Below are 24,511 nucleotides of genomic sequence, written 5' to 3'. Positions count from 1 at the left end.
GAATAAAGCGTAAATCACTCATCTTAGTATAGAGTTAAAATGAAGATCATCTCTTGCTTGACAACATCTTGAATGTTTGACGTTTTTTTTTAAAAAAATATTTTTTTTGCAAGGTGCGAAATATAAGATACTACTCAAGTTTTGAATGCTTTTGCTGCCAGAAATATCACAGCAACAGCAGATCAGACACTTAAAGAGATCGCTGAAGCCAACAATTCAGATCCCCATGCCCTCTTTGAAATTATCCATGGAGTTGCCCTGGCGCATTGACCTGCAATCGGGCACTTATGGGTACCCTTATGAAGAGTCTCTCATACCATTTACATTTTGTATTGGCGGATTCAAAGGCAGGGACGGAAAAAGGGAGACAGGGAAAAGCGGAAAGACCTTTTTTACCGCGAAGAACGCAAAGGAACACGAAGGAAGGCGAAAAGCGAAAGACTGGATAACCAACGAAACACAATAAACATGCGAAAAAAGGAGGAAAGCATAAAAAAGACGGAAAGACAAAGACTGGATAGCAAAAAAAGATGTCCACGCAGTCGCGTTTTCTGGTCAGGAAAAAATGTAATTTGTATTATAGTGAGACTGGAATGAAGGGGGGAAAATCATTTGTTCATTTGACAATGAACAATGTCCAGAGTAACTTTTGAACAAAGGGAACTTTGAATAAACTTTTTGATTTTTCAGGCTATTGTTTTCGACCGAAGATTTTACGTACCAGGCGTTCCTGGGGATGCGCAGATACGCGCTCGCTGAACGTAACGTGTTCGCTGTGAAATGTATTACTGGCGTAAAACACAGGTATCAACACCAACAACAAGGAGGAAGATATGAAAAAAAGTAATATGTTCGCAATTGTATCGGTGTTCACTCTTATTTTATCTGCTCATGCTTTTGCGGGTGATACCCATAGTGGCCGAGCCGTTGGAGAATCAACCGAAGCTGTTTCTCATGCCGGTGCAAGCGTCGCACACGGTACAATGGCTTCAGGGCAGGTTACATCAGCCGCCTCTGCTGTACCTCTGGCTGTTGTTGGTTCAGCAGGAGCTGTTGCTGGTTCAATAGGAGAGGCCAGCACAGAGATAGCAAGAGATTTGATGGAGGCCGCAACAGCACCTGTCGGCACTCCTCTTGAAATAACCGAGGAGTCAGTTATCACAGGTCCAGCTCCAAACAAGGCTCTGGATCCTAAAAAGTGCCAGAAAGAATGATAAAAAGGAGAAAAAATGAAACGTATAAAACGGCTTCTCCTTTTATTGTTTGTCTTTCTTTTTCTCTTGTCTGGAAATGCTGCTCTTGCAGGAAGTAGTCAGGCAGACGGTGAACAACATCTCAAACCAGAGGAGATTATAAGTTTTTCCAAAAAGGTTGAAAAAACTTTAGCCCAAAAAGGTGCCAGAGTTGCAATAATTGGGCGCGTTGGCAGGCCACGGAATAAATTGCCTGAGGGCCTGAGTTTTACCCATACTGCTATTGCTGTATATTCTCAAATTACAACTGCGGATGGGAGAAAGATCCCTGGATATGCAATATACAACTTGTATCAGAGGGCGGACGAGCCAGATGTCAGTGATCTGATACAAGACTTCCCGGTAGATTTTTTCTCCGGCGTCGATATGCTGGAAGCAGGTCTCATTATCCCTTCTCCAGAGTTGCAGAAAAGATTGCTGAAAGTTCTGGCTTCTCCGACATACAAAGAATTACACAATCCACACTATTCTGTTATTGCCAATCCCTTCACTCTGGGATTACAGAACTGTACAGAATTTGTGCTTGATGTATTAACGGCGGCAATCTATGAAACTAATGATATAAAAATCATTAAAGCTAATGAAAAAGCATATTTTGAGCCACAACCTGTAAACGTTAATCCCGTAAAGATTTTCTTTGGTTCGATGTTTAGCGCAGATGTTGCGACGTCTGATCATCCAGACTCTCCGGTAATGGCAACATTTACTACCATCGGTAATTTTTTAAAGAAATACAATGCAGCATCGGATATTTTAATTGTTAAACCTGATGTAGAAGGTGTGAAATAGCAGCATAAAACCTGGGAAAAAGGGTGGGGAGCCTGCTCCCCACCCTTTTTTTATTGTAATACCATTTACATTTTGTAACCACGAATCCAGATGGGCCGATAAGCAGAAACAATACATTGCCACAGTACTCATGCAGTTTGCTACCACGGAAAACACGGAAGGACACGGAAAACATCAATTACCTCAAAGGAACCACAAGGGCATTCTTTTATGGTTTTTCCAGTAATCCATGGCCCGGCGTGTTCAGCACCGCCATGGCGCAGCCCACAATCTGATACACCTCATCTTTCAGTAATAATTCGTGTTTATCCGTGTCCATTCGTGGTTCCTTTTGTCGTTTGTAACCATGAAGGGATAAACAAGATACAAAACGGTGCATAACTTATACCATTCCTATTAAGTTGTGACCGTACTAAATGCCATTTTCACTTTCTATTGGCGAATTCAAAGGCAGGGGAATGGGAGACAGGAGAAAGGAGACGGGAGACAGGGAAAAGCAAAAGACGGAACAGCAAAAAACTTTTTGCCAACGAATAAAATCTCTAATCATGCGAATAAAGGCAAAAAACTTTAAAAAATATTTTAAAATTAAACAGAGAATTGCTGTTGTTCTATCTTTACTCGCATCCTCTGGTTAATACAAAATGTAAATGGTATTAATGGGAATTAAGTAATCAATGCAGAAAGAGAGTCAATACAACAATTTACGAGGAATTATGAGAAAAGCAGAGAAAGTCGAAATCATTATCGTGGGCAATGAGATTTTAACGGGCGATATTTTAGATACGAATACAAACTGGTTGTGCAGACTGGTGCATGGACGTGGTGGCTGTGTTACACGGGTAACAGTGGTTCCGGATCTCCTTGAGGTTGTCTCGGAGGCAGTTCGTGAGGCTGTATCAAGAAAGCCAGACATCCTTTTCACCTCTGGCGGATTAGGACCGACCTCAGATGATTTAACCCTTCAGGCTGTGGCTTTGGGGACAGATCGTGAAGTCGCCCTGCATGATCAGGCCCTTGAGATGGTGAGAGAACAGTATGACTTTTTCTTTGAGCAGGGCATCATGCAGCAGGGTGGTTTGAACCCGGCTCGGCAAAAGATGGCCTGTTTACCCCTTGGCGGAGAGCCGCTTGAAAATTCTGTAGGAACCGCCCCGGGAGTTTTCCTGCAGGTAGAACACACGGCAATTATAAGTGTCCCCGGTGTGCCTTCTGAATTGAAGGGAATTGTTGAGCACTCTTTACAGGCATTTCTTGATCAGGCTTTTGGTGAAGGAAAGGCAATGTTGCGATGTGCTGTCGTGATGTGTAACGATGAGTCTGTATTAGAACCGGTACTGATCCGTATCGTGGAAAAGTATCCTGAAATTTACACCAAATCTTTGGCGACAACTCTGGGCGAGAATCCAGAGATGAATATTATCATGAGCATTTCCGGCACAGGTGAAAGGGAAGAACTCCTGGAAAAAGCTTTTCAGGAGCTTTGTGACGGCATTGGAGGGCTTGGCTTTTCAGTAAGAATAAAAACATAATCGCCCATCTTTTCTCCCTTTTCTACGATTATTTTCCCAGGGGAGAGGGGGAAAAGAGTTCCTGCCCTCCGAAAAATATGCTAATGAATACTTCAACGGAATGTATTTGGCAGAGTGTTGAAATGCGCAAAAAGAACTCCTCCCGGGGACATCGGTTGCCTGGTCAGACTTTGGGCAACAGGTGCGCATTCCATTTCATAGCACCGCCATGCCCCTCAGAAAAATATGTCCGCAAAACGAAAGGATCTCTCGATCATCCACAACAGGTATAGTGCAATGATTCGACTTCTCTCACTTGCGTTACTTCTCGTACTCTCGGTGATTCCGATACACGCTCGGGATATAATGATTTTTTCCACGTATCCGGATGCTGACACTCCCAACATTGTTCTCGCGCGAACAGTCATGACAGAGGTCTACAATCGCCTGGGTTTTGACGTCGAGATACGATATCTTCCCGGATACAGAATGTTCAGAACAGCGAACAATGGTGATGTGGATGGAGTTCTTTTCAGTGTCGCAGATATTGAGACGTCCTATCCCAATTTAATCCCGATACCCACCCCTGTTTTCTCTTCGCAAATGTGCGCCTTTACCAAAGAAAAATCAATTATAATAAATAATTGGGACAGCCTTCAAAACTACCAAATCGGTTATGTGAGGGGATTTTCGTTGGTGGAAAAACGTATAGAAAACATGCGGACCGAAGCTTTGGATGAACAGGAAAATATGATGCGGATGCTCGCAAGCGGTAGAATTGATGTCGCGGTCGACACCTTTTTGACCGGCGTATTCACGATACAAAAACTGGGACTTCAGGGGATTAAAGCGACACATCCCCCTCTGGAATACTTTTCTTCGTTTCATTATCTGCATAAAAAACATGCAGATATGATCCCAAAGGTTGAACAGATGTTGTCAAACATGGAAAAAGAAGGGGCGATTCAGGCCATAAGAAACAGAGTTATAAAAAAGATGCTGGACGAAAAATAATGCGTTCTATCAAGACGATTTTAATTATGAGTTTGAGTGCAGTCATTCTGTTTGTGGGATTCTCCACGGCCATGGTCTATTATTATCATGCATTAAAAACAGAAAAGTCCGTTATGGATCAATTTATTCATACTGAATTGACCATTTTCCCAGATGAAATCTCCCGACATCTCTGGAAATATGACCTGAACGGAGTGAGGGCCTTATGTCAGGAACACTTGAGAGATAATCGTATACAATCAATTAAAATTATTGATGAAAAACAAAATATTGTCTTCCAAAAAGGTGATCCGAACCAGGTTTATTCTCTCTCTTTTATAAAGGAGATCCAACATAATGATATAAAAATTGGGACGATAGCTCTCTCCTTTAATGATTCAGAAAGAGTACAGCTCGGAAAAAATATTTTTACTACCGCCTCCTTCATAGTATTTTTTATTGTGTGCACAGCTATTGCTGTGGTGCTGTTATTGATAAAATTTCTTGTAACCCCTCTATTCAGTCAGGTAGCGCATATTATTTCCGAAGTGAAAAATGAAAAGTATGACTGGAAATTTCGAGGGAACTCCCTCAAAGAAATCCAGCCGATTATCAACGGCCTGAAAAAACTGTCGCAGGAACTTTTAGAACGTAACAAAAAAATTCAGGCGAATACACTCAGCCTGGAAGAACAGAACAAAACCTTATCAGATGAAATCGATCGACGCGAAAAGGCTGAAACCGCGCTCAAAAAAAGCGAACAGAAATTACGGCTCGTCATTAGCCAGTCCCCCATCGGGATTTGTACGGTCGATTTGAATGGCAATATCTTATCGACCAATCAGGCATACGAACAGATACTGGGATATTCCAGAGATGAACTCAGAGAGCTTTCCCTTTTTGACATAACGCATCCGGATGATTGTTTTAAAAACAGGAAACTTTTCCAAGACATGTGTTCTCGGAAAACACCCGGTTTCGACATTGAAAAGAGATATATTCGCAAGAACGGCACGGAAATTAATGTTTACCTTCACGCCACAGCAGTCAAGGACGAGGAAGGGAACACGGTATTTGGAACCGCCTTCATAGAAGACATCACCGCCCGCAAGCATGCAGAAAGGGAGATTCTTCAATCCAAGCTGCTTATTGAAAGCGTTATCAACGGTATAGCCGATCCTGTTTTCGTAAAGGATGAAAAACATCGCTGGATCATGCTCAACGATGCGTTTTGCAGAGTGTTTTGCAAAACGTGCGGGGAGCTGCTCGGCAAAAGTGATTATGATTTTTTCCCAGAAAAAGAGGCAAGGCTCTTTTGGGAACACGACGATATTGTTTTCACTTCGAACAAACCCGATATAAATGAGGAACATATTGTCATCGGAGAAGAAACACGTATCGTTTCCACCAATAAATCACCCTTTACCAACCCAATAACCGGTGCCAGAAATCTTGTTGCCACACTCCGAGACATAACAGACACCAAACGACTGGAAGAACAATTTAACCAGGCCCAGAAGATGGAATCCGTTGGACGTCTGGCAGGCGGCGTGGCCCATGACTTCAATAACATGCTGGGGGTAATTCTCGGTCATACGGATATAATTTTGGCACAACTGAAGACGTCACAGCCTTTCATCGATAATCTAAAAGAAATTAAAAAGGCCGCTGAACGCTCCTCCCAATTGACTCGGCAATTACTGGCTTTTGCCCGCAAGCAAACAGTGGCGCCCAAAGTACTCGACATAAATAAAATAGTGGGCGGCATGACTAAAATGATGCGCAGACTCATCGGTGAGGACATTGATCTCGTTTGGGACCCATGCAGGGATATCTGGCCGGTCAAAATCGATCCCGGCCAGATTGACCAAATTCTGGTCAATCTCTGTGTAAACGCCCGGGATGCCATTGATGACAACGGTAAGCTCACCATCGAAACGAATAACTCTGTTTTTGATGAGGACTACTGCAAGTATCATACGGATTCCAAACCAGGTGAATATGTCATGCTGGCCGTAAGTGACAATGGCTGCGGCATAAACCGGGAGATAATAGACAATATCTTTGAGCCGTTCTTTACCACCAAAAAAACAGGTGTGGGTACCGGCCTTGGACTGGCCACGGTGTTCGGTATAGTCAAACAGAATAACGGATTTATTAACGTATACAGTGAACCGGACAAGGGTTCGACATTCAAAATTTACCTGCCGCGATATCTCGGCGACGAATCCCAGACAATACGAAAAGAAATTCCAGTGGAACAGACAATAAGAAACGGCGAGACAATACTGCTTGTGGAAGATGAACCTGCAATCCTGGAAATGACCACAATGATGCTTGAAGGACTGGGGTATACAGTGATGGCGGCAGCGACTCCGGGTGAGGCCCTCCGGTTTGTTGAAGAGTATCCAAAACAAATCCAGCTGCTTATGACAGACGTGATTATGCCCGAAATGAACGGCAAGGAGCTGGCAAAAAATATTTTAGCACGTTATCCCGATCTCAAACGTTTGTTTATGTCAGGCTACACGGCTGACGTGATCGCCCATCACGGAGTGTTGGATGAGGGGGTACATTTCATCCAGAAACCCTTTTCAATACAGGACCTGGCCACCAAACTGCGTGAGGTGCTGGAGAGTTGATATCCTCTTCGGCCTGAACGGGGATGCCTGCGGTGGCCAGGTGTTTTCTGCGTGATACCAATTACATTTTGTATAAAACGAGCATAACTGAATAGAACAACAGCAATTCTCTGTTTAATTTTAAAATTTTTTTTAAAGTTTTTTGCCTTTATTCGTTGGCAAAAAGTTTTTCGCTGTTCCGTCTTTTGCTTTTCCCTGTCTCCTGTCTCCCGTCTCCTTTCTCCCATCCCCCTGCCTTTAAATTCGCCAATAGAAAGTGAAAATGGCATTGAGTACGGTCACAACTTAATAGAAATTAAGTATTAGATCTGCACCGGAACCAGTGCAAATTTTATCACATCAAAAAGCCCCATATCTGTCAGGCGCAGTTCGGGGATAACCGGCAGAGCAAGAAAGGCGAGGAGCATGAAGGGATTGATCTGCTCCGGAATTCCCAGAGTGTGTGCAGCCTCGGTCACCTGCCGCTCTTTGCGGTCAAGGTCGGCCAGAGGAGCATCGGAAATCAATCCGGCGACCGGCAGAGGCATGGTGTAAATCACCTTGTCTCCGCGGACAACCACCAGACCACCGTCGATACGTTCCACCTCTTTCGCCGCAAGCATCATCGCCGCGTCGGTGTCACCGAGCAGGATGAGGTTATGCGAATCGTGACCGACGGTGGAGGCCAGCGCACCGCCCCGCAATCCAAAGCCGCTGACCAGACCGACACCCACACTGCCATTATCGCGGTGGCGCTCGACTACTGCGAGTTTCAACACATCCTCTTTTTCCGTCGGCTGGAAACAGCCGTCAACGACATTCACCTCCCGCTTTGCAGCGGTGGTCACCAGAGAACCTGCGGTAACCTCAATCACCCGTGCTGTCACTTTTCCGTTTTTTGAACCATCAGCCGGTTTCAGAGGCAGGCGCAGAAGTTTCTCTTCCAATCCACCGAGATGAACGGTGTGCAACATGCGCGAATCAATCTCCGTCTCCGCCGTAAAGAAGGCCTTCCCCTTCTCTGCTACAGCCTCGCCATCCTTATAGACACTCTCTACCTGTACTTCATGCAGGTCATTCAGCAACACAATATCCGCAGCATAGCCAGGCGCGATTGCGCCACGTGCCTCCAGACCATAACATTCGGCGGTGTTCAAGGTTGCCATGCGGATGGCTGCCACCGGGTCAAGCCCGAGGCGGATCGCTTCCCGGATATTGTTATCGATATGACCATGGCGGAGGATGTCTCCGGGATGCCGGTCGTCGGTGCAGAAGAGACAGCGGCGAAGATTCTCCGGAGTAACGCCTGCCAGCAGCGCAGCCAGATTACGGGCCGCAGAACCTTCACGGATCTGCACATACATACCGAGCCGCAGGCGTTCAATCATCTCTTCAACCTTCTCGCATTCATGATCGGTACGGATACCTGCTGCGGCGTAGGCGTTCAGATCACGACCGGAAAGTTGTGGGCTGTGACCATCAATAATCTTTCCGGCACGGTATGCCAGAGCCAGTTTGGCCAGTACGGCAGGGTCGCCGGCAACGACTCCCGGATAATTCATCATCTCTCCGAGTCCGCCAACCCTTTCTCTGTTGATGAAGGGGGCCAGAGCTGCGGCGTCGAGTTCGGCTCCGGCGTGTTCAAAGGCGGTGGCGGGGACGCAGGAGGGGAGCATGACATAGAGGTCAAGGGGGATATTCTCCCCGGCCTTGAGCATATACTCCAGTGCGGCGGTACCACAGACATTGGCGAGTTCGTGGGGGTCGGCGATTACCGCAGTGGTCCCACGGGGCATAACCGCCCGGGCAAACTGGCCCGGCGAGGCCAGCGAGGATTCGATGTGGACATGGGCATCAATGAAACCCGGGGCAAGAATTTTGCCCTCGCAGTTGATGGTCTCCACGCCTTCATATCCGCTTCCCACGGCGGCAATATAGCAATCCACTACGGCGACATCCGCCTGCAGGAGCTCTCCGGTGAAGACGTTGACCACCTTCCCGCCTTTGAACAGAAGATCTGCCGGACGTCGCCCGGCGGCCATATCAATACGCTGTTTTAAAAGTTGTTCCATGTCATGAGACTCCAGAGGAATGTTGCCCTGTTTAGTTTTAAGGGTACCTTAAATAACCAGTCTTTCGCCCATCTTCTTCGTTACAGTAAAAAATTTATCCTCGGAGGTAAGCGATAGACTCCGATATAATCATATACCTGCGGTAAATTTTCTCCTGTGCCTCGAATATGAACGAAATACAAGATTATTCAAGAGTCCCTTGAATAAAAACAGGAAAGATAATTTTAATAATAAACAGCGCCGCGATAAACCAGGTGAGTACGGGAACCTCTCTGCCCCGGCCGGCGACGGTTTTCAGTACAATATAACTCGTTACGCCCCACATGATCCCGTTGGCGATGGAGTAGGTGAGCGGCATGATAATAAAGGTGAGGAAGGAGGGAATTGACTCGGTGTAATCCTCAAAATCGATATCCTTTATCGGGGTGAGCATGAAGAGTCCGATGAGAATCAGTACCGGCGCTGTGGCAGCCCCCGGAATTACCGCAAAGAGGGGTGAGAAGAAAAGGGCGAGAAAGAAAAAGAGAGCAGTGACTACGGCGGAAAGGCCGGTGCGGCCGCCTTCTGCCACCCCCGAGGCAGACTCCACATAGGTGGTAACGGTTGACGTTCCGAGGCAGGCGCCCACGGTGGTGCCCACGGCATCGGCAAAGAGCGCCTTTTTGGCATTCGGCAGACGCCCCTGATCGTCCAGCATGTCGGCTTTGGTGGCAACGCCGATAAGGGTGCCGACAGTGTCAAACATATCAACAAAGAGAAAGGTAAAGAGGATAAAGAGAAAATCGACAGTGAGAATATTATGCCATTCAAAGGCGAAGAGAATTGGTGCGGGCGGGCTGGAAAAGATCGACTCAGGCAACTTCGTAACGCCCATGGGGATACCGATGACGGTGGTGGCAATAATACCGAGGAAGAGCGCACCGCGTACCTTGAAAACCAGCAGTGATCCTGTGATGAGAAGACCGATAATCGTCACCAGCGGTGCTCCACTGGTAATATCGGCGATATCAAGAGGGATGCCAGTACCCTGTATAACGATGCCCGCGCCAGCGTTATACAAACCGATAAAGGCGATAAAGAGACCGATCCCCACCGAGATCGATTTCTTCAGATTGAGTGGAATACAGTTTAATATCGCCTCGCGGATATTGAGCGCGGTAAGCAGAATGAAGATGAGCCCCTCGACGAAGACTGCAGTCAGCGCAAATTGAGGAGTGTATCCCATGCCGAGGACAACGGTGAAGGCGAAGAAGGCGTTGAGCCCCATCCCCGGAGCGAGGGCGAAGGGCATGTTTGCATACAGGCCCATAACAAGGGTGGCAACCATCGCCGACAGTGCCGTGGCGGTGAAGACGCCGGAAAAACTCATTCCAGCCGCCGAGAGTATCCCCGGGTTGACGGCAAGGATATAGGCCATGGTCATGAAGGTGGTAAGGCCTGCGAGTACCTCAGTACTGACGGTTGTTTTGTGCTGGCTGAGTTTGAAGGTTTTTTCAAAAAAACTGTTGCTCATCGGTCGCTCCCTGCTCTGTCAAATGAATAATCTCGAATTCCTGTCATAAAATGCAGGACAGAATGTCACTGCATTACGAATGTCACTGCATTACTCTACCTGTCCGTGTTCCGCCGTGCAATATCTGCCGTGTCTGTGGAAGGGCGGCCGGGGATGATCCTTTCTTCTGTGATAATACAGTCCACCAGTTGATCATGGGGGGAGAGTTCCAGCCGGTCGACCACCTGCAGCTCAAAGGCGAGGCCGATACGTTCTGCCTTCGGGATGGGAGCAACGTAACGATCATAAAAGCCGCCGCCGTAACCGAAACGACCGCCATGGAGATCAAAGACGGTGCCGGGCATCAGCAGCAGGTCGATTTCCTCCGGGGGGAGGGTGGCACTGGCGGCTGCCTCTGGTGTCGGTTCGAGGATGTTCCAGAGGCCGGGGGCAAGCTGAGTTTCAGGATCATCAATGTATACGGCATCAATGCGGTGCTCTTTCATTCTGGTCAAAGGAACGCAGACCCGTTTCCCGGCGCTGCGAAGGGTGTTGAAAATTTGACGCGTTTTCACTTCACTGCGGAAGTTGAGATACAAAAAGATGGTGTCTGCCTGTATAACCGGCGGAAAGTTCAGCACCGTTTCTGTAATCCGTGCAGATTTTTCTCCAAGCTGTTCCCGGGAGAGGGCATCCCGTTCTGTGAGGATCTTTTTACGCATTCCTTTATATATCATGACATCTCCTTGAGGAAAGATCGAATAATACCATTTGCATTTTGTATTGACCAGAAAACGCAAAGAGTAAAGAGAGAACAACAGCAATTCTCTGTTTAATTTTAAAATCTTTTTTTAAAGTTTTTTGCCTTTATTCGCATGTTTAGAGCTTTCCTTTGGCAAAAAGTTTTTCGCTGTTCCGTCTTTTGCTTTTCCCTGTCTCCCGTCTCCTTTCTCCTTTCTCCTGTTTCCCGTCCCCCTGCCTTTAAATTCGCCAATAGAAAATGAAAATGGTATTGAGTGAGGTCACAACGTAATCGGAATGGTGTAAAAAAAAAGGCTGTTCCGAAATTTCGGAACAGCCCTTTTCTTGTACATAATTGACGCCAGAACTTCTTTACAGATAATGAGAAGCCTTGGGTACAGAATAGGGAACCTGTAAATATTCAAGAGCCTTACCGGTCTTATTCCACCCCTGCTCATAGAGAATACGGGAGAAATTGAGAGTGACTCCGGCATAGACTGCCCGTTTTTTCAACTCATCGTCCTCGTTATAGCCGCGGGAAAAATAACCGGCCTGAAATTCGACATAGCGAAGCCAGGTATTCTTCAAGGAATCAAAACCGTCGAGTTTGAGGTTGATGGAGTAGAACTGGTTTGAGTAATCATCAAAGATACCTTCCGGTGTCTCATTGAGAACATATTCCACCTTCAGGTCAATGAGGTCGTCAAGTTTTGGATTGCGCTCAAAGACCACTGAACTGAGAGCCCCCAGGGTGTTCATGACCATATCTTCCCAGGAAAAGCCCTGAGTCTCACTGGTGGCATCCATTCCTTCCATCACCGCCTGGACGGTCCATGATGTCCACGCCGCATACATATTGGCCCTGTCCCTTTCATATCCCCAGCTTGAGTAAAGAGCGGTAAGCCCGTCGGCCGCAGCGTAAGTGAACCAGAAATGACCGAATTTATCTGCACCTCCGTATTTTGTGTCCTCCTGGAACCATTGTTCATTTCCCCAGTACCAGCCGGCGGAACCGTAGTCCCACTCAAGCAGCCCCCACACGCCAATCACCGCTGCGGCACTGAGTCCCGTGTAGATCATTTTATTTTCACGGGATTGTTTGTTCCACCAGCCATCAGTATCAGACTGCAGATCGGGGGTCTTTTCTTCTGCAAGTGCGGTGAGCGGAGCAGTAGAGAGTGAGAGGGCGAACAGGACAAAAATCAGCTTTTTCATAATGACTCTGGGATATGGGAGAGAAGCAGATGGGAACAGATGGCTGCCTTGAGTAATACCATTTACATTTTGTATTGACCAGAGAACGAGACTGCGTAGACATTTTTTTGGCGATTACGAATGGATAAACAGGATGTAAAGAGCTTTCCTTTGGCAAAAAGTTTTTCGCTGTTCCGTCTTTTGCTTTTCCCTGTCTCCCGTCTCCTTTCTCCCATCCTTTGGAGCCTTCGTTCAGCCCGAGTTTTTCGATGCTGATTTCTACTTCTTTTCATCTGCATCGTCAAGAACCTGGTCTCCTGTTATTCCCAGTGTCAATTGCGCAGAAAGGAGTGTGTTTTTCATCAGCATGGCGATGGTCATCGGCCCGACTCCACCGGGTACGGGAGTGATCTTGCCAGCAATCTCCTTTGCTTTCTCAAAATCGACATCTCCCCGAAGAATGGCCTTGCCCGTCTTGCTGTTGATCCCCACCCGGTTGACCCCGACATCAATTACCGTGGCGCCCGGTTTTATCCACTCCGGTTTTACCAGCCCGGGGACACCGGCGGCTACAATGAGAATATCCGCGCGGCGACAGTGACCGGGGAGGTCGCGGGTTGCCGTATGGACAAGGGTGACGGTCGCGTTGGCACCTTCACCTTTCTGGGCCAGCATTACGGCAATCGGTTTACCAACGATGTTGGATCGGCCGACAACCACTACCTCGGCACCGCAAATCTCAGTGCCGGAGCGGAGCAGCATCTGCTGAATTCCCGCCGGAGTGCATGGCAGGAAACGCACCGCATCACCGCCAATCATCAGACGGCCGACATTCACAGGATGAAAGGCATCCACGTCCTTGTCTGGATCGATGGCTTTGATAATTTTCTTTTCATCAATATGCTTCGGCACTGGCAGCTGCACCAGGATGCCGTGGATGGCGGGATCATTATTGTACCCTTCAATGCGGGCGAGCAGCTCCGCTTCGCTGATATTCGCTGGCAGGGTATCCTGAATCTCATGAAAACCACACTCAAGCGCTGTCTTTATTTTCAGCCTGACATAACTCTGCGAGGCGGGACTTTCGCCCACAAGAATCGTAACAAGACCCGGCACTCTGCCGGTCTTTTTTTTCATTTCAGCCACGCCGAGTTTTACCTCGTCGAGTATTTCTTTGCGGAGTTCTTTCCCGCTGATGATCTGCGCTGTCATCTCTTCTCCTGTTTAAAATACGCCTTCAACTCTACCGGTATCAGTGTTGATATCCACCCTGCGGAAGGCCGGGTTGGAGCCGGTACCCGGCATCAGACTGATAGTTCCGGCGACCGGAACGATAAATCCGGCACCACCATAGATCAGCACCTCACGGATCTTTAATCGCCACCCCTCTGGCACTCCTTTCAAAGCAGGGTCATCGGAGAGGGACAGGTGGGTCTTTACCATACACATACCCAACTTTGCAATTTTCGGGTCGTCCTGATAGCGGGCAAGCTGTCGCTCGGCCACGGCAGAGTAGTCCACACCGTCGGCCCCATATACTTCAGTGGCAATCAATTCTATACGTTCTTTAAGAGGCATATCAAGATCGTAGAGGAATTTAAAATCGTTTTTTTCTTCGCATGCCTTCATAACCACTCTGGCAAATTCTTCAGCACCTTCTCCCCCTTTCTCCCAGTGCCGGGAAACGGCGACCCGTGCTCCCTCTTGTGCACAAATTTCGCGCACTTTCGCTGTCTCCGCCTCTGTATCAGTAAAGAACGCATTAATACAGACCACTGGACTTATTCCGGCTTTGCGCACATTGCGGATATGATGGATCAGGTTGTCACATCCCTTTGCCACCCACCCCACATTTTCCGAGTTGTATTCTTCGGGCATGGGCTTTCCGGGAATGGGCGCCGGTGCACCACCATGGCATTTCAGGGCGCGGATGGTGGCAACGATCACGGCGCAGTCTGGTCTCAGCCCGGAGTATCGGCATTTAAGGTTCCAAAACTTTTCAAAGCCGATGTCGGCACCAAAGCCCGATTCGGTCACGTGATAGTCGGAGAGTTTCAAGCCGATACGGTCGGCAATAATGGAGGACTGACCGATGGCGATATTGGCAAAAGGCCCGGCATGAACAAAGACCGGCTGCCCTTCAAGAGTCTGCATCAGAGAGGGGTTGAGGGCTTCGACCATCCATGCAGTCATGGCACCCGCCACCTCAAGGTCTTCCGTCGTTACTGGATCACCTTTTTTATTGTAGGCAACAATAATTTTTCCCATCCGTTCCCGCATGTCCTTGAGATCTTTTGCCACCGCGAGAATGGCCATTACCTCGGAAGAGACAGCAATGGCGAACGTACTGCGCATCATGAAACCATCCCGCCTGTCGTTCTCCCCGTCAATGCCGATGATGATGTTGCGCAGGGATTGACAGCAGTAGTCAATCACCCAGCCCATCTCCACATGTGTAGGGTCAATATCAAGACGTTTCATCCCCGAGAGACGTTCCAGCTGCTCGTCGGTGTAGTTCCGCTCATGCTGCATTCGAGAGGTCAGTGCAACCATGGCGAGGTTGTGGGCGTTCATGATGGCGTTGATGTCACCGGTGAAGCCGAGGGAAAAAGGCGTAAGCGGGATGCACTGGGCCCGTCCACCGCCCGCCGCTGAGCCTTTGATATTCATGGTCGGTCCACCGGAGGGCTGGCGAATAGCTGCGCTGACCCGTTTGCCCAGACGTCCGAGTCCTTCAACGAGCCCCATGGTGGTGGTTGATTTTCCTTCTCCGAGAGGAGTGGGGGTAATGGCAGTAACGTCGATATATTTACCGTTCGGTCGGTTTTCCAGGCGCTCCAGCACTCTGCGGAAATCAATTTTGGCGATGTAGTGTCCATGGGGCAGCAGCTCTTCCCTGGTAAGACCGAGTTTTTCGCCGATCTCATAGATGGTGAGCATCTCCTTTTCCGCATCCTGCGCGATTTCCCAGTCTGCATATTTCGTTGGGTCAAGGACCATGGTGAACTCCTTTTTGATGTGAGTCTGGTGGCTCATCACCGAGCTTGGATGATGCAGAAAACGCTGTAATTCCCTCTAAAATTAGTTAAAAGGGTGACAATGTCGGCTATAATTACGCAAATCGTAATTGATGTCAATGAGATGCGGACTCGGAAGCTGAGATGATGAAGGACATGCTGAAAGAGAAACAGGTGTGAATATCTCTCTTTTTCCCTGTGTTTTTACGAAGAAGTCTACAGAAATTCTGTTGCTGGTCAGACTTTTTACGGGAATTGTATAGCAGGGATTGCTGGTAATATAAAGAAGATAGAGTCCTTTTTTCTTCCAGAGGGTGTTTCCTTCGCTTGAGTTTGTTTGGATACGTACCGCTGGATTCAGTATATTTGACTCAGCGGCCTTCCCGATGTGCCCGCTCCAGACTGCCGCTGCTCAAGCGGGAAGCGATGTCGTTCATCTCAGGCAACAGGCGGTGAATAAGAAAAAACTGCTGCAGGATCATAAAGGATTCTGCGTTGTCCATATTACGCCACGTGTGCAGCTTGAGTCTCAACTGCTGCCTTTCGATGGCGCGGGCTTCGTCTGAAACCTCCTCTCTCCTGTTCTTGAGGATGGCGATCAATCGCTGCATCTCCACATCAATATAACAGGAGGCGTCAGAGATCAGTTTATGCGTCTGCTCATCAGCAATGCGAACGCGGTGACTGCCGAGGGCGGAAATATAACTGAGCAGAGAGTGGCTGAGGGTGAGAAAGCGGAAGGCGTCTTCGGAGGCTTCCCGTCGTGTCCCCGGTTCCTTCTGCATGTTTGACACCGCTGTGGAGAGCACGGCGTCCACCCGGTGTGCCTGGCGGCGGGCGATGCGGTAGTTGAGATCGTCAAGCCGTCCTTCACTATACTGACGGATGACGGTTTTCATGAAAAGTCTGTTGGCATCCACGGAATCGGCCATAAAGTCGAGCAGGTGGTCCGCCTGCCAGTCGGGAAAGATAAAACTTACCGCGAGCGAGGCAAGCAGACAGCCATAAAGGGTGTCGCCAAGGCGGGGCAGAATGACAACAAAGGCCTCGCCGAACTGGTTGAAGGAGAGCAGAACAAAAGTAGTGATTGCCGCCTGGGCAATTGGTTTCGGGGTCGTACGAAAGGCAAAAAAGAGAATACCGCTGGCCATTATGAGCGGCAGCTGACTGCGCAGGTCAGGAAAGAGATAAAGCAGGGCGGTTCCCGTGAACAAGCCGATAAAGGTCCCGTAGATTCGCTGTACCAGCCTGTGACGCATGGCGCTGTAGTTGGGCAGGCAGGTGAAGAGGGTGGTAAGCATGATCCAGTAACCGTTGGTCAGGTTAAGAAGATGGATGGTTATATAACCGACAGTCAGGGCAACAGACAGACGCAGGGCGTGGCGGAAGAGCATCGAGCGCACAGTGAGCTGGTCTTTGATGCGGTGCCACATATCGAGGAGGCCGTGGGGGGTGTTATCAAGAAGGGCCTGCTCCTCCTGCCTGATCGGGATATCCGGTGCAGTGATGGCTGAGAGCTGCAGGGTGAGGGTGTGGAGATTGCTGTAAAGGAAGTCGAGCTGAAGCAGCAGCTGTCGCCACTCTGGAACGTCCTGCTCTCGTAAAAAGGCAAGGGCTCCTGCAGATTCTTTCAGGGCACGGTTAATTATCGGGTTAACGTGAAATGGCTCTCCGAGGGCAAAGGCGTTGCCCGCGTCCCGGCAGCTTTCAGCCATCAGGCGCAGGAGACGATTGAAACGGAAAAGTATATCGCTGTGATAAAAGGCCTGTGACAGGTCCAGGTAGCGGTAGTGGCTTGAGGTAATGCGGTCGTGTATATCCTGGCCGATGAGGTAAATCTGCAGCATGCGGGTGTTGGCCGAGCCCGGCTGAGTGCGCCTTGTGCGGCTGAGCAGAGTTAATTTGGCAACATCAAGGGCGTCAACCATCTTTGTGGTGAGTTCTCCGGCCACCTTCTGGAAGGGGGTATCATCAAACTCTTCCACGGGAATAAAGAGTTCACTTTTCGCATCAAGATAATTGGCAAAACTGTAAAAGAGGGCTTCCAGACTTTGCTGTACCGGCCTGAGCGGCCAGAGAATGAGCCAGGCAAGAGAGCAGATACCATAAATTGCAGCCCCCGTGGTCAGCAGGGTTGGCTGCAGCCAGATGGAATCCACGGTAGCGGCACCCAGGAGGTCATAGATGCCGATCAACAGAGCTGAGAACGCAATGGAGTTGTAGCGGGCGCCGAGAGCGCCGAGCATGGTGTATCCAAAGGTGCTGAGAAAAAGGGTAATGCCAAAAAGCAGAGGCTTGTCGTGGAGCAGCTCAACGGAGCACGCGGCGAGAAAGAAGATCGGCAGCGTAAGCCCGAGCGCTCGCAGGCGACCGGGAAGATTATCGTCAGTCTCTGCCAGTGCGGCGGCGAGAACACCGAGAAAAAGAGGAATACTCTGCGCCTTGACGTCGAAATACCAGCAGGGGAGGATGCAGCAGGAGAGGGCGACGAAAACACGCACACTGTAGTTGATCCTTTCCCGCGCCCAGTATTTGCGCAGAAGAAGTGTTTGACTTTTACTGATAAGGCTCATTGTATTTTATTTTCTTTAAAAAAGAACTTTCTCTCTGCAAAATATATAAGCAATTGTTATTATATTTATTCTTCCCTTCATGGAACGTATAGTACAAAAAAGTAAATAAAGGCAGAAAATACCACACTTCTCAGCTGTTTATCCAAAATTATGATTCTTTTCTGCAAAGCCCGCGCATCCGGGACTGTGGACAGGGTGAGCGGGGCTTGCATGGTATTTATAGATTCATTTCAGTGATGATGGGTACGAGGAAATCACTCAGTGAAAAAGATATATTGGAGGCAGTATGAGGGAGAATACAGTAACGATTCGCCGACCGGATGACTGGCATCTGCATTTGCGGGACGGTGCTCTTCTGCGTGCAGTCACACCGTCCAGCAGTTTCCTTTTCGGCCGGGTGATGATAATGCCCAATCTTGTGCCGCCGGTAACCACGGTGGAAAAAGCACGTGTCTATCGTCAACGGGTCCTGCAGGCAGCTGTAAAGAGTAATCCGCAGTTTCAACCTCTGATGGGTCTCTATCTCACTGATAATACCACCGTTGAAGAGATTGACAGGGTTGCGATGAGTACAGAGGTGGCCGCAGTCAAGCTCTATCCCGCAGGTGCCACCACCAATTCGGCCAGCGGGGTGACCAGTATTACAAAGGTGATGCCGGTACTGGAACGAATGGCATTGAAAAATATTCCGCTGATGGTGCATGGAGAGGTTGTTGACGCCGATATCGATATCTTTGACCGCGAGGCGGTATTTATCGACAGGGTACTGAAACCATTGCGAAAACGTTTGCCTGAGTTGCGGATTGTACTCGAACATGTTACCACAAAACAGGGGGTTGATTTCGTCCAGGAACAGACAGATACGATGGCAGCGACTCTCACCATGCACCACCTGGTCATCAATCGAAATGCACTGCTGGTCGGCGGGATAAAACCGCACAACTACTGTCTGCCGGTGGCCAAACGGGAAGAACACCGACTGGCGCTGGTGCAGGCTGCGACTGGCGGAGATCCACATTTTTTCTTTGGTTCTGATTCAGCACCGCATCTGCAGGCAGACAAAGAGAGTGCCTGTGGCTGTGCCGGTTGCTTTACTGCCGGGCATGCTTTACTTTACCTCGCCGAAGTTTTTTATCAGGCAGAGGCTCTTGAAAAACTTGAAGGTTTTGTCTCCCGGCACGGGGCTTCTTTCTACGGGGTTTCTGAGAATACGGATACTGTTTCTCTCTGCCGCTCTGAAGAAGACGACAATTCTGAACTCTCCGCTGGTGATATTTCATCGGAGGAGGGGATGATTAAAGCATTTGCAACACCGGGTGTTTCGCTCCGGTGGAACTACATTCTATAGAAAGGAAACCATGAATAATACACTTCAGGATTCTGCCACCATGGCAGAGTTGACCGCTAAAATGCTGCTGGAGATAAAAGCGGTACACTTTCAGGCAGATAAGCCTTTTATTCTTACTTCGGGACTGGCGAGCCCGGTCTATATTGATTGCCGCAAGCTCATCTCCTATCCTCGCATCCGCAAGACACTGATGGACTTCGCCGTCGCAACCCTCTATCAGGAAGTCGGTTTTGAACAGTTCGATGCGGTGGCCGGTGGCGAAACGGCGGGGATTCCCTTTGCGGCATGGATTGCAGACCGGATGGAACTCCCCATGCAGTATGTGCGGAAGAAGCCGAAAGGATTTGGACGAGATGCGCAGATTGAAGGAGAGATTCATCCCGGACAACGGGTGTTGCTGGTAGAGGATCTTACCACCGATGGTGGCAGCAAGATTCTCTTTGCCGAAGCGATCCGCAAGGCGGAGGCTGAGGTGCAGCATGCCATTGTCATCTTTTATTATGACATGTTCAGTGATGTCTGCGGTAATCTGAAGAAAAATCATGATCTCACCCTGCACTGGCTTGCCACCTGGCGGGACGTTCTCGCAGTAAGCCGTAAAGGCGGTTATTTCGATACCAGGACACTTGACGAAGTTGAGGCATTTCTCAACTCTCCGCTGGAATGGAGTGGTTTGCACGGTGGCGTAACGGAGACAGTAAAATAATGGTTGAGAGGAGAGCAGGACGGACAGCCTGCAAAATTCTGCAGAATCGGCAGATTGCTGATGGCATTTTTGAACTGGTGCTGCAGTGGCCGAAGATTTTACAGCGGCCGACAGCGGGACAGTTTGTCAATCTGTATTGCACAAACCAGGATCGATTGCTGCCGCGACCAATCTCGGTTTGTGAAATTGATGGAGATAAACTGCACCTGGTCTATGCTGTCCTCGGCAGGGGAACGGCGGAGTTTGCGACCTTGCAGACTGGAGGAGTGATTGATCTGCTTGGCCCGTTTGGCAATGGTTTCTCCCTTGCAGGAAAGCCGGGCAGGGCGCTGCTTGTTTCCGGCGGAGTTGGTACACCACCGATGGTGGAACTGGCAAAGCAACTTCAAGCGCGAGGCTGGAGTATGGATGTGGTCTGCGGTTTTCGCAGCCAGTCGTATCTGATTGAGCAGCTTTCCCGTTATGCCGATGTCCATATTGCCACGGACAGTGGCGCAGAGGGTTTTTCCGGCAACGTGATTGAGCTGCTTGATCAGGAGACGCTGAGTGGAGATGCCCTCTTTGCCTGCGGACCCGGGCCGATGCTCAAGGGGGTCCAGGCCTGGGCGAAAACGAAGGGTATTCCCGCGCAGCTCTCTCTTGAGGAGCGGATGGGATGTGGCTTTGGCGCCTGTGTTGGTTGTGTAACGAAGATTGCTGCTGATAATGAGAGCGGTTTTATCTATAAAAAAGTGTGTAAAGACGGTCCGGTTTTCCCGGCAGCAGAGGTGTTGTTTCAATGAAACTTGCAGTGAATATAGCTGGAGTAGAGCTGAAAAATCCGGTCATGACTGCCTCGGGGACGTTCGGCTCAGGTCGGGATTTCGAGCCATGGATTGATTTGAACAGGCTTGGCTGCGTAGTGGTTAAAGGTGTGGCTGCTACTCCGTGGGAGGGAAATCCGCCGCCGCGTATTGTCGAGACCTGGGGTGGCATGATCAACTCCGTGGGGCTGCAGAATCCGGGAGTGGAATATTTTATTGCTGAGGATATTCCCTGGCTGCGACAGTTTGATACGCGGATATGTGTCAATATCGTCGGCAGGACGGTGAGCGAATATGTCGCCGTGGCAGAAAGACTTGCCAGTGAGGATGTTGACCTGCTGGAGCTGAATATCTCCTGTCCTAATATAAAGGAGGGGGGAGTTGCTTTCGGAGTACAGGCAGAGGCTGCAGCGGCGGTAACTTCAGCTGTGAAAAAAGTCGCCCGTCAGCCCCTTATCGTAAAACTCAGTCCCAACGTGAGTGACATCGCTGAAATCGCCAGAGCGGTTGAGGGCGCGGGGGCTGATGCCATCTCTCTTATTAATACCCTGCTGGGCAGCCGTATTGATATCCGGAAAAGGAAATTTATTCTGTCGATGAAGCACGGGGGGCTTTCCGGGCCTGCGATCAAACCAGTAGCAGTGCGCATGGTATGGCAGGTGGCTCAGGCAGTGAAGCTTCCCGTTATCGGCATGGGTGGCATCATGACAGGAGAAGACGCCATAGAGTTTATCCTTGCCGGGGCAACGGCCATCGCTGTGGGAACAGCCAGTCTGCTCAATCCTGAGGCAACCATGCAGGTCCTTGAGGGAATGGAAAGATATATGCGGGAGACGGGAGTTGAAGATATTGCTGAGCTTGTCGGCAGTGTAAAATAAGAGAGGCCAACGGTTCCCCGTTGGCCTCTCTTATTGAGAAGGCTTTCTTGAGGGTACCTTGAATAACCAGTCTTTCAAGATACTCTTGAATCTATTGCAGATGCTCAATGGCAATTTTCAACATCCGCCGTACCGGCTCTGCCGCGCCCCAGAGGAGCTGATCACCGACACTGAAGGCGGTAAGGTATTCGGGACCCATTTTCATCTTGTGAATTCGGCCTATGGGTACGGTGAGTGTCCCGGCGACGGCAGCAGGGGTCAACTCTTTTGAAGAAAGCTCTCGTTCGTTTGGAATAACTTTAACCCAGTCATTGTGCGCCGCGAGGATGTGCTCAATTTCAGCAACGGGGATGTCCTTTGTCATTTTAATCGTAAACGCCTGGGAGTGGCAACGCATGGAACCTACCCGGACGCAAAGTCCGTCGATCGGCAACATGCTGTTGCTGCTGTTGCCGAGAATCTTATTGGTCTCGGCATAGCCTTTCCACTCCTCTTTCGACTGGCCATTTTCTACCGGGACGTCAATCCACGGAATAAGACTGGCGGCGAGGGGCACGCCCCAGTTTTGGGCAGGCAGGGTGCCATCATTAAGTTTGGAGGTAATGGCACTGTCTATTGTCAGAATGGCCGAGGCGGGGTCGGCGAGAAGGTCATGGACCTCATTTTCCAGAGCACCCATCTGCGAAATCAGCTCACGCATGTTTTTGGCTCCCGCGCCGCTGGCAGCCTGATAGGTCATGGAACTGATCCACTCGATAAGTCCCTTTTCAAACAGGCCGCCCAATGCCATGAGCATCAGGGAAACCGTACAGTTCCCTCCAACAAAATTCTTCACACCACGTTGCAGTGCACTCTCAATGACATTGCGATTAACTGGATCAAGAACGATAACGGCGTCGTCCTTCATACGCAGAGTGGAGGCGGCATCAATCCAGTAGCCGTTCCACTGCTTCCTCAGTTGAGGAAAAATTTCAGTTGTATAACCGCCGCCCTGACAGGAAACAATAATATTCATGGCAGAGAGCTTCGCCAGATCCCGTGCATCTTGCAGTGGAGTGGCTCCGGTCCCCATATCAGGCCCGGCCTGACCCTGTTGAGAGGTTGTGAAGAAGGTTGATTCAAACCCCTGAAAATCCTTCTCGGTCTGCATTCTCTCCATGAGGACGGACCCGACCATGCCGCGCCATCCTATAAATCCAACTTTTAACATGGTATACTCCTTTGTGATATTTACGTACTTCTGCAGGACTGCGAAATCAAAAACAGTACAAAATATTGTGTAAGATTGCATGAGAAAAAAAAGTCATGTATCCCCCTCGTGAGGGTATCGTTCCCATAACACATTAAAGCTCTGATACAGGAGAGATAATATGGACAAGATAGGAATTATTGGAGGCTCCGGACTGGATGATCCCAACCTGCTGAAGAATTTTGAAGAGATTGAAGTGACCACAGAATATGGAGCGCCATCGTCCCCGCTTACCTGCGGTTCTATAGAGGGTGTAGAGGTGGTTTTGCTTGCCCGCCACGGGCGTCGGCATCAATACAGTCCGACACAGGTCAATAACAGGGCAAATCTCAAGGCTCTTCAGGATGCAGGGGTCTCGGCGATTCTGGCAACCACTGCCTGTGGCAGCCTGCGGGAAGATGTAGATCGTGGTGATCTTGTTGTCCTTGATCAGTTTATCGATTTGACTCGTTTTCGCAAAAACAGTTTTTTTGATTCTTTTGAAGAAGGAATGCAGCATCCGGCCATGGCCCATCCCTTTGATGCCGGGTTGCGACAAAGGCTGTATCGCGCCGCTCAGGACCTTGATTTGAGAAGCCACCCGGGGGGGTGTGTCATTACTATAGAGGGACCTCGCTTCTCGACGGTAGCCGAATCAAGGATGTATCGTATCTGGGGTGCAGACCTTGTTAATATGTCGACAGCGCCAGAGGCAGCACTGGCGAATGAGTTAAAAATCCCCTATGCCTGTGTGGCGATGTCGACCGACTACGATTCCTGGAAAGAGGAGGAGGTCGTCGTCAGCTGGGAAGACATCCTTGAAGTCTTTAATAATAACGCACATAACATTAAAAACCTGCTGGTTCATACTATTAAAGGGATTGGGTTGTCTGGAGGTTTGTGAGCGGGGTGTGCTGGCTATGTTGTCAGTGTATCAGCCTTTTCGGACACTGTTGCCAGGTTCCGACAGTGTCTTTCACCTGGTGAAGAAACAATAATAACGGTTATATTTCAAAAAGGTGTTGACGGGGGCAGCAGGGTAACGTATATTCCCGCCTTCGTTGCAGATGACATGGGCAAGACGCCACAGAGACTCTGCATCGGAGAGTAAAAAAAGAGTTGACAGGATGAATCAGAAATGATAAATACTGACGGCTCGCCGGATGCAAAAACTGCACTGCAGGGAAAGCAAACGGCAGGAAAGAAAAGAAAATAAAAAGTGTTGACAGAGCGGTTAGAATTTGGTAAAAACTTGCTCCTGTTGCACAGCGGAATTCGCACCGCATCTTCCT

Annotated in this window: 18 protein-coding genes; 10 read left to right on the top strand and 8 right to left on the bottom strand. The window is 49.2% G+C overall.

What is annotated here, in order from left to right; translation table 11 throughout:
- The first annotated feature begins 833 nt into the window (after positions 1-833).
- The 5 genes from JWG39_RS14440 (at position 834) to JWG39_RS14420 (ending at position 7,188) form a co-directional block, all read left to right on the top strand.
- On the top strand, positions 834-1,214 hold the full coding sequence (locus tag JWG39_RS14440) for a hypothetical protein (RefSeq protein ID WP_205220143.1): 381 nt from the start codon (positions 834-836) through the stop codon (positions 1,212-1,214).
- Between the two features lie 15 nt (positions 1,215-1,229).
- A complete protein-coding gene (locus tag JWG39_RS14435) occupies positions 1,230-2,042 on the top strand; it encodes a DUF2145 domain-containing protein (protein WP_205220142.1) in 813 nt (270 codons plus the stop codon).
- A gap of 716 nt (positions 2,043-2,758) precedes the next feature.
- Positions 2,759-3,574, top strand: coding sequence for a competence/damage-inducible protein A (locus tag JWG39_RS14430; protein WP_205220141.1), 816 nt, complete (start codon positions 2,759-2,761; stop codon positions 3,572-3,574).
- A 405-nt stretch (positions 3,575-3,979) separates the two neighbouring features.
- A complete protein-coding gene (locus JWG39_RS14425) occupies positions 3,980-4,567 on the top strand; it encodes a substrate-binding periplasmic protein (protein WP_205220140.1) in 588 nt (195 codons plus the stop codon).
- Positions 4,568-5,037: 470 nt separating this feature from the next.
- The gene (locus JWG39_RS14420; protein ID WP_205220139.1) at positions 5,038-7,188 is read left to right on the top strand and encodes a PAS domain S-box protein; all 2,151 of its coding nucleotides are present in this window, start codon (positions 5,038-5,040) and stop codon (positions 7,186-7,188) included.
- A 302-nt stretch (positions 7,189-7,490) separates the two neighbouring features.
- On the opposite strand, the gene ade is transcribed toward JWG39_RS14420, so the two are convergent.
- The 7 genes from ade to yccS all read right to left on the bottom strand — a co-directional run bounded on the left by ade (position 7,491) and on the right by yccS (position 18,256).
- Positions 7,491-9,239, bottom strand: a complete 1,749-nt coding sequence (ade, locus tag JWG39_RS14415; RefSeq protein WP_205220137.1) for an adenine deaminase — start codon at positions 9,237-9,239, stop codon at positions 7,491-7,493.
- 184 nt (positions 9,240-9,423) lie between these two features.
- Entirely contained in the window at positions 9,424-10,752 is a 1,329-nt protein-coding gene (locus JWG39_RS14410; RefSeq protein WP_205220136.1) for an NCS2 family permease, read from the bottom strand.
- 95 nt (positions 10,753-10,847) lie between these two features.
- The gene (locus JWG39_RS14405) at positions 10,848-11,468 is read right to left on the bottom strand and encodes a 5-formyltetrahydrofolate cyclo-ligase (protein WP_205220135.1); all 621 of its coding nucleotides are present in this window, start codon (positions 11,466-11,468) and stop codon (positions 10,848-10,850) included.
- Positions 11,469-11,844: 376 nt separating this feature from the next.
- Entirely contained in the window at positions 11,845-12,687 is an 843-nt protein-coding gene (locus tag JWG39_RS14400; protein ID WP_205220134.1) for a DUF2279 domain-containing protein, read from the bottom strand.
- A 258-nt stretch (positions 12,688-12,945) separates the two neighbouring features.
- Positions 12,946-13,878 (bottom strand): bifunctional methylenetetrahydrofolate dehydrogenase/methenyltetrahydrofolate cyclohydrolase FolD, encoded by a 933-nt coding sequence (gene folD / locus JWG39_RS14395; RefSeq protein WP_205220133.1) that lies wholly within the window; start codon positions 13,876-13,878, stop codon positions 12,946-12,948.
- A 12-nt stretch (positions 13,879-13,890) separates the two neighbouring features.
- A complete protein-coding gene (locus JWG39_RS14390) occupies positions 13,891-15,666 on the bottom strand; it encodes a formate--tetrahydrofolate ligase (RefSeq protein ID WP_205220132.1) in 1,776 nt (591 codons plus the stop codon).
- Positions 15,667-16,054: 388 nt separating this feature from the next.
- Positions 16,055-18,256 (bottom strand): YccS family putative transporter, encoded by a 2,202-nt coding sequence (gene yccS / locus JWG39_RS14385; RefSeq protein WP_205220131.1) that lies wholly within the window; start codon positions 18,254-18,256, stop codon positions 16,055-16,057.
- Positions 18,257-18,542: 286 nt separating this feature from the next.
- Here yccS and pyrC point away from each other — a divergent pair, with 286 nt between their 5' ends.
- From pyrC to JWG39_RS14365, 4 genes are read left to right on the top strand one after another with little or no spacing between them, the layout of a single operon-like run.
- Positions 18,543-19,604 carry a dihydroorotase gene (pyrC, locus tag JWG39_RS14380; RefSeq protein ID WP_205220130.1) on the top strand — a complete coding sequence of 354 codons (1,062 nt, stop codon included), beginning with the start codon at positions 18,543-18,545 and terminating at the stop codon, positions 19,602-19,604.
- Positions 19,605-19,614: 10 nt separating this feature from the next.
- On the top strand, positions 19,615-20,310 hold the full coding sequence (locus JWG39_RS14375; protein WP_205220129.1) for an orotate phosphoribosyltransferase: 696 nt from the start codon (positions 19,615-19,617) through the stop codon (positions 20,308-20,310).
- The gene (locus JWG39_RS14370; RefSeq protein WP_205220128.1) at positions 20,310-21,092 is read left to right on the top strand and encodes a dihydroorotate dehydrogenase electron transfer subunit; all 783 of its coding nucleotides are present in this window, start codon (positions 20,310-20,312) and stop codon (positions 21,090-21,092) included. The genes JWG39_RS14375 and JWG39_RS14370 overlap by 1 nt, the downstream gene beginning before the upstream one ends.
- Positions 21,089-21,991, top strand: a complete 903-nt coding sequence (locus tag JWG39_RS14365; protein WP_205220125.1) for a dihydroorotate dehydrogenase — start codon at positions 21,089-21,091, stop codon at positions 21,989-21,991. The genes JWG39_RS14370 and JWG39_RS14365 overlap by 4 nt, the downstream gene beginning before the upstream one ends.
- 91 nt (positions 21,992-22,082) lie before the next feature.
- On the opposite strand, the gene asd is transcribed toward JWG39_RS14365, so the two are convergent.
- Complete coding sequence (asd, locus tag JWG39_RS14360; RefSeq protein ID WP_205220123.1) at positions 22,083-23,201, bottom strand: aspartate-semialdehyde dehydrogenase; 1,119 nt, start codon at positions 23,199-23,201, stop codon at positions 22,083-22,085.
- Positions 23,202-23,361: 160 nt separating this feature from the next.
- Here asd and mtnP point away from each other — a divergent pair, with 160 nt between their 5' ends.
- Positions 23,362-24,123, top strand: a complete 762-nt coding sequence (mtnP, locus tag JWG39_RS14355) for an S-methyl-5'-thioadenosine phosphorylase (RefSeq protein ID WP_205220122.1) — start codon at positions 23,362-23,364, stop codon at positions 24,121-24,123.
- Positions 24,124-24,511 lie beyond the last annotated feature (388 nt).

Origin of the sequence: Desulforhopalus vacuolatus (genome assembly GCF_016918505.1) — a bacterium.
Taxonomy (GTDB): Bacteria; Desulfobacterota; Desulfobulbia; order Desulfobulbales; family Desulfocapsaceae; genus Desulforhopalus; species Desulforhopalus vacuolatus.
Note: the sequence above shows the minus strand (reverse complement) of the source record. Positions and strands in the feature narration are given on the sequence as shown.

What these genes read in the sequence shown, in the direction of transcription:
- JWG39_RS14370 (WP_205220128.1), top strand. Translation starts at nt 20,310, where the DNA reads ATGGTTGAGAGGAGAGCAGGACGGACAGCCTGCAAAATTCTGCAGAAT.
- JWG39_RS14430 (WP_205220141.1), top strand. Translation starts at nt 2,759, where the DNA reads ATGAGAAAAGCAGAGAAAGTCGAAATCATTATCGTGGGCAATGAGATT.
- folD (WP_205220133.1), bottom strand. Translation starts at nt 13,878, where the DNA reads ATGACAGCGCAGATCATCAGCGGGAAAGAACTCCGCAAAGAAATACTC.
- yccS (WP_205220131.1), bottom strand. Translation starts at nt 18,256, where the DNA reads ATGAGCCTTATCAGTAAAAGTCAAACACTTCTTCTGCGCAAATACTGG.
- JWG39_RS14405 (WP_205220135.1), bottom strand. Translation starts at nt 11,468, where the DNA reads ATGATATATAAAGGAATGCGTAAAAAGATCCTCACAGAACGGGATGCC.
- JWG39_RS14365 (WP_205220125.1), top strand. Translation starts at nt 21,089, where the DNA reads ATGAAACTTGCAGTGAATATAGCTGGAGTAGAGCTGAAAAATCCGGTC.
- pyrC (WP_205220130.1), top strand. Translation starts at nt 18,543, where the DNA reads ATGAGGGAGAATACAGTAACGATTCGCCGACCGGATGACTGGCATCTG.
- JWG39_RS14400 (WP_205220134.1), bottom strand. Translation starts at nt 12,687, where the DNA reads ATGAAAAAGCTGATTTTTGTCCTGTTCGCCCTCTCACTCTCTACTGCT.
- JWG39_RS14440 (WP_205220143.1), top strand. Translation starts at nt 834, where the DNA reads ATGAAAAAAAGTAATATGTTCGCAATTGTATCGGTGTTCACTCTTATT.
- JWG39_RS14425 (WP_205220140.1), top strand. Translation starts at nt 3,980, where the DNA reads ATGACAGAGGTCTACAATCGCCTGGGTTTTGACGTCGAGATACGATAT.
- JWG39_RS14375 (WP_205220129.1), top strand. Translation starts at nt 19,615, where the DNA reads ATGAATAATACACTTCAGGATTCTGCCACCATGGCAGAGTTGACCGCT.
- asd (WP_205220123.1), bottom strand. Translation starts at nt 23,201, where the DNA reads ATGTTAAAAGTTGGATTTATAGGATGGCGCGGCATGGTCGGGTCCGTC.
- JWG39_RS14435 (WP_205220142.1), top strand. Translation starts at nt 1,230, where the DNA reads ATGAAACGTATAAAACGGCTTCTCCTTTTATTGTTTGTCTTTCTTTTT.
- ade (WP_205220137.1), bottom strand. Translation starts at nt 9,239, where the DNA reads ATGGAACAACTTTTAAAACAGCGTATTGATATGGCCGCCGGGCGACGT.
- JWG39_RS14390 (WP_205220132.1), bottom strand. Translation starts at nt 15,666, where the DNA reads ATGGTCCTTGACCCAACGAAATATGCAGACTGGGAAATCGCGCAGGAT.
- mtnP (WP_205220122.1), top strand. Translation starts at nt 23,362, where the DNA reads ATGGACAAGATAGGAATTATTGGAGGCTCCGGACTGGATGATCCCAAC.
- JWG39_RS14410 (WP_205220136.1), bottom strand. Translation starts at nt 10,752, where the DNA reads ATGAGCAACAGTTTTTTTGAAAAAACCTTCAAACTCAGCCAGCACAAA.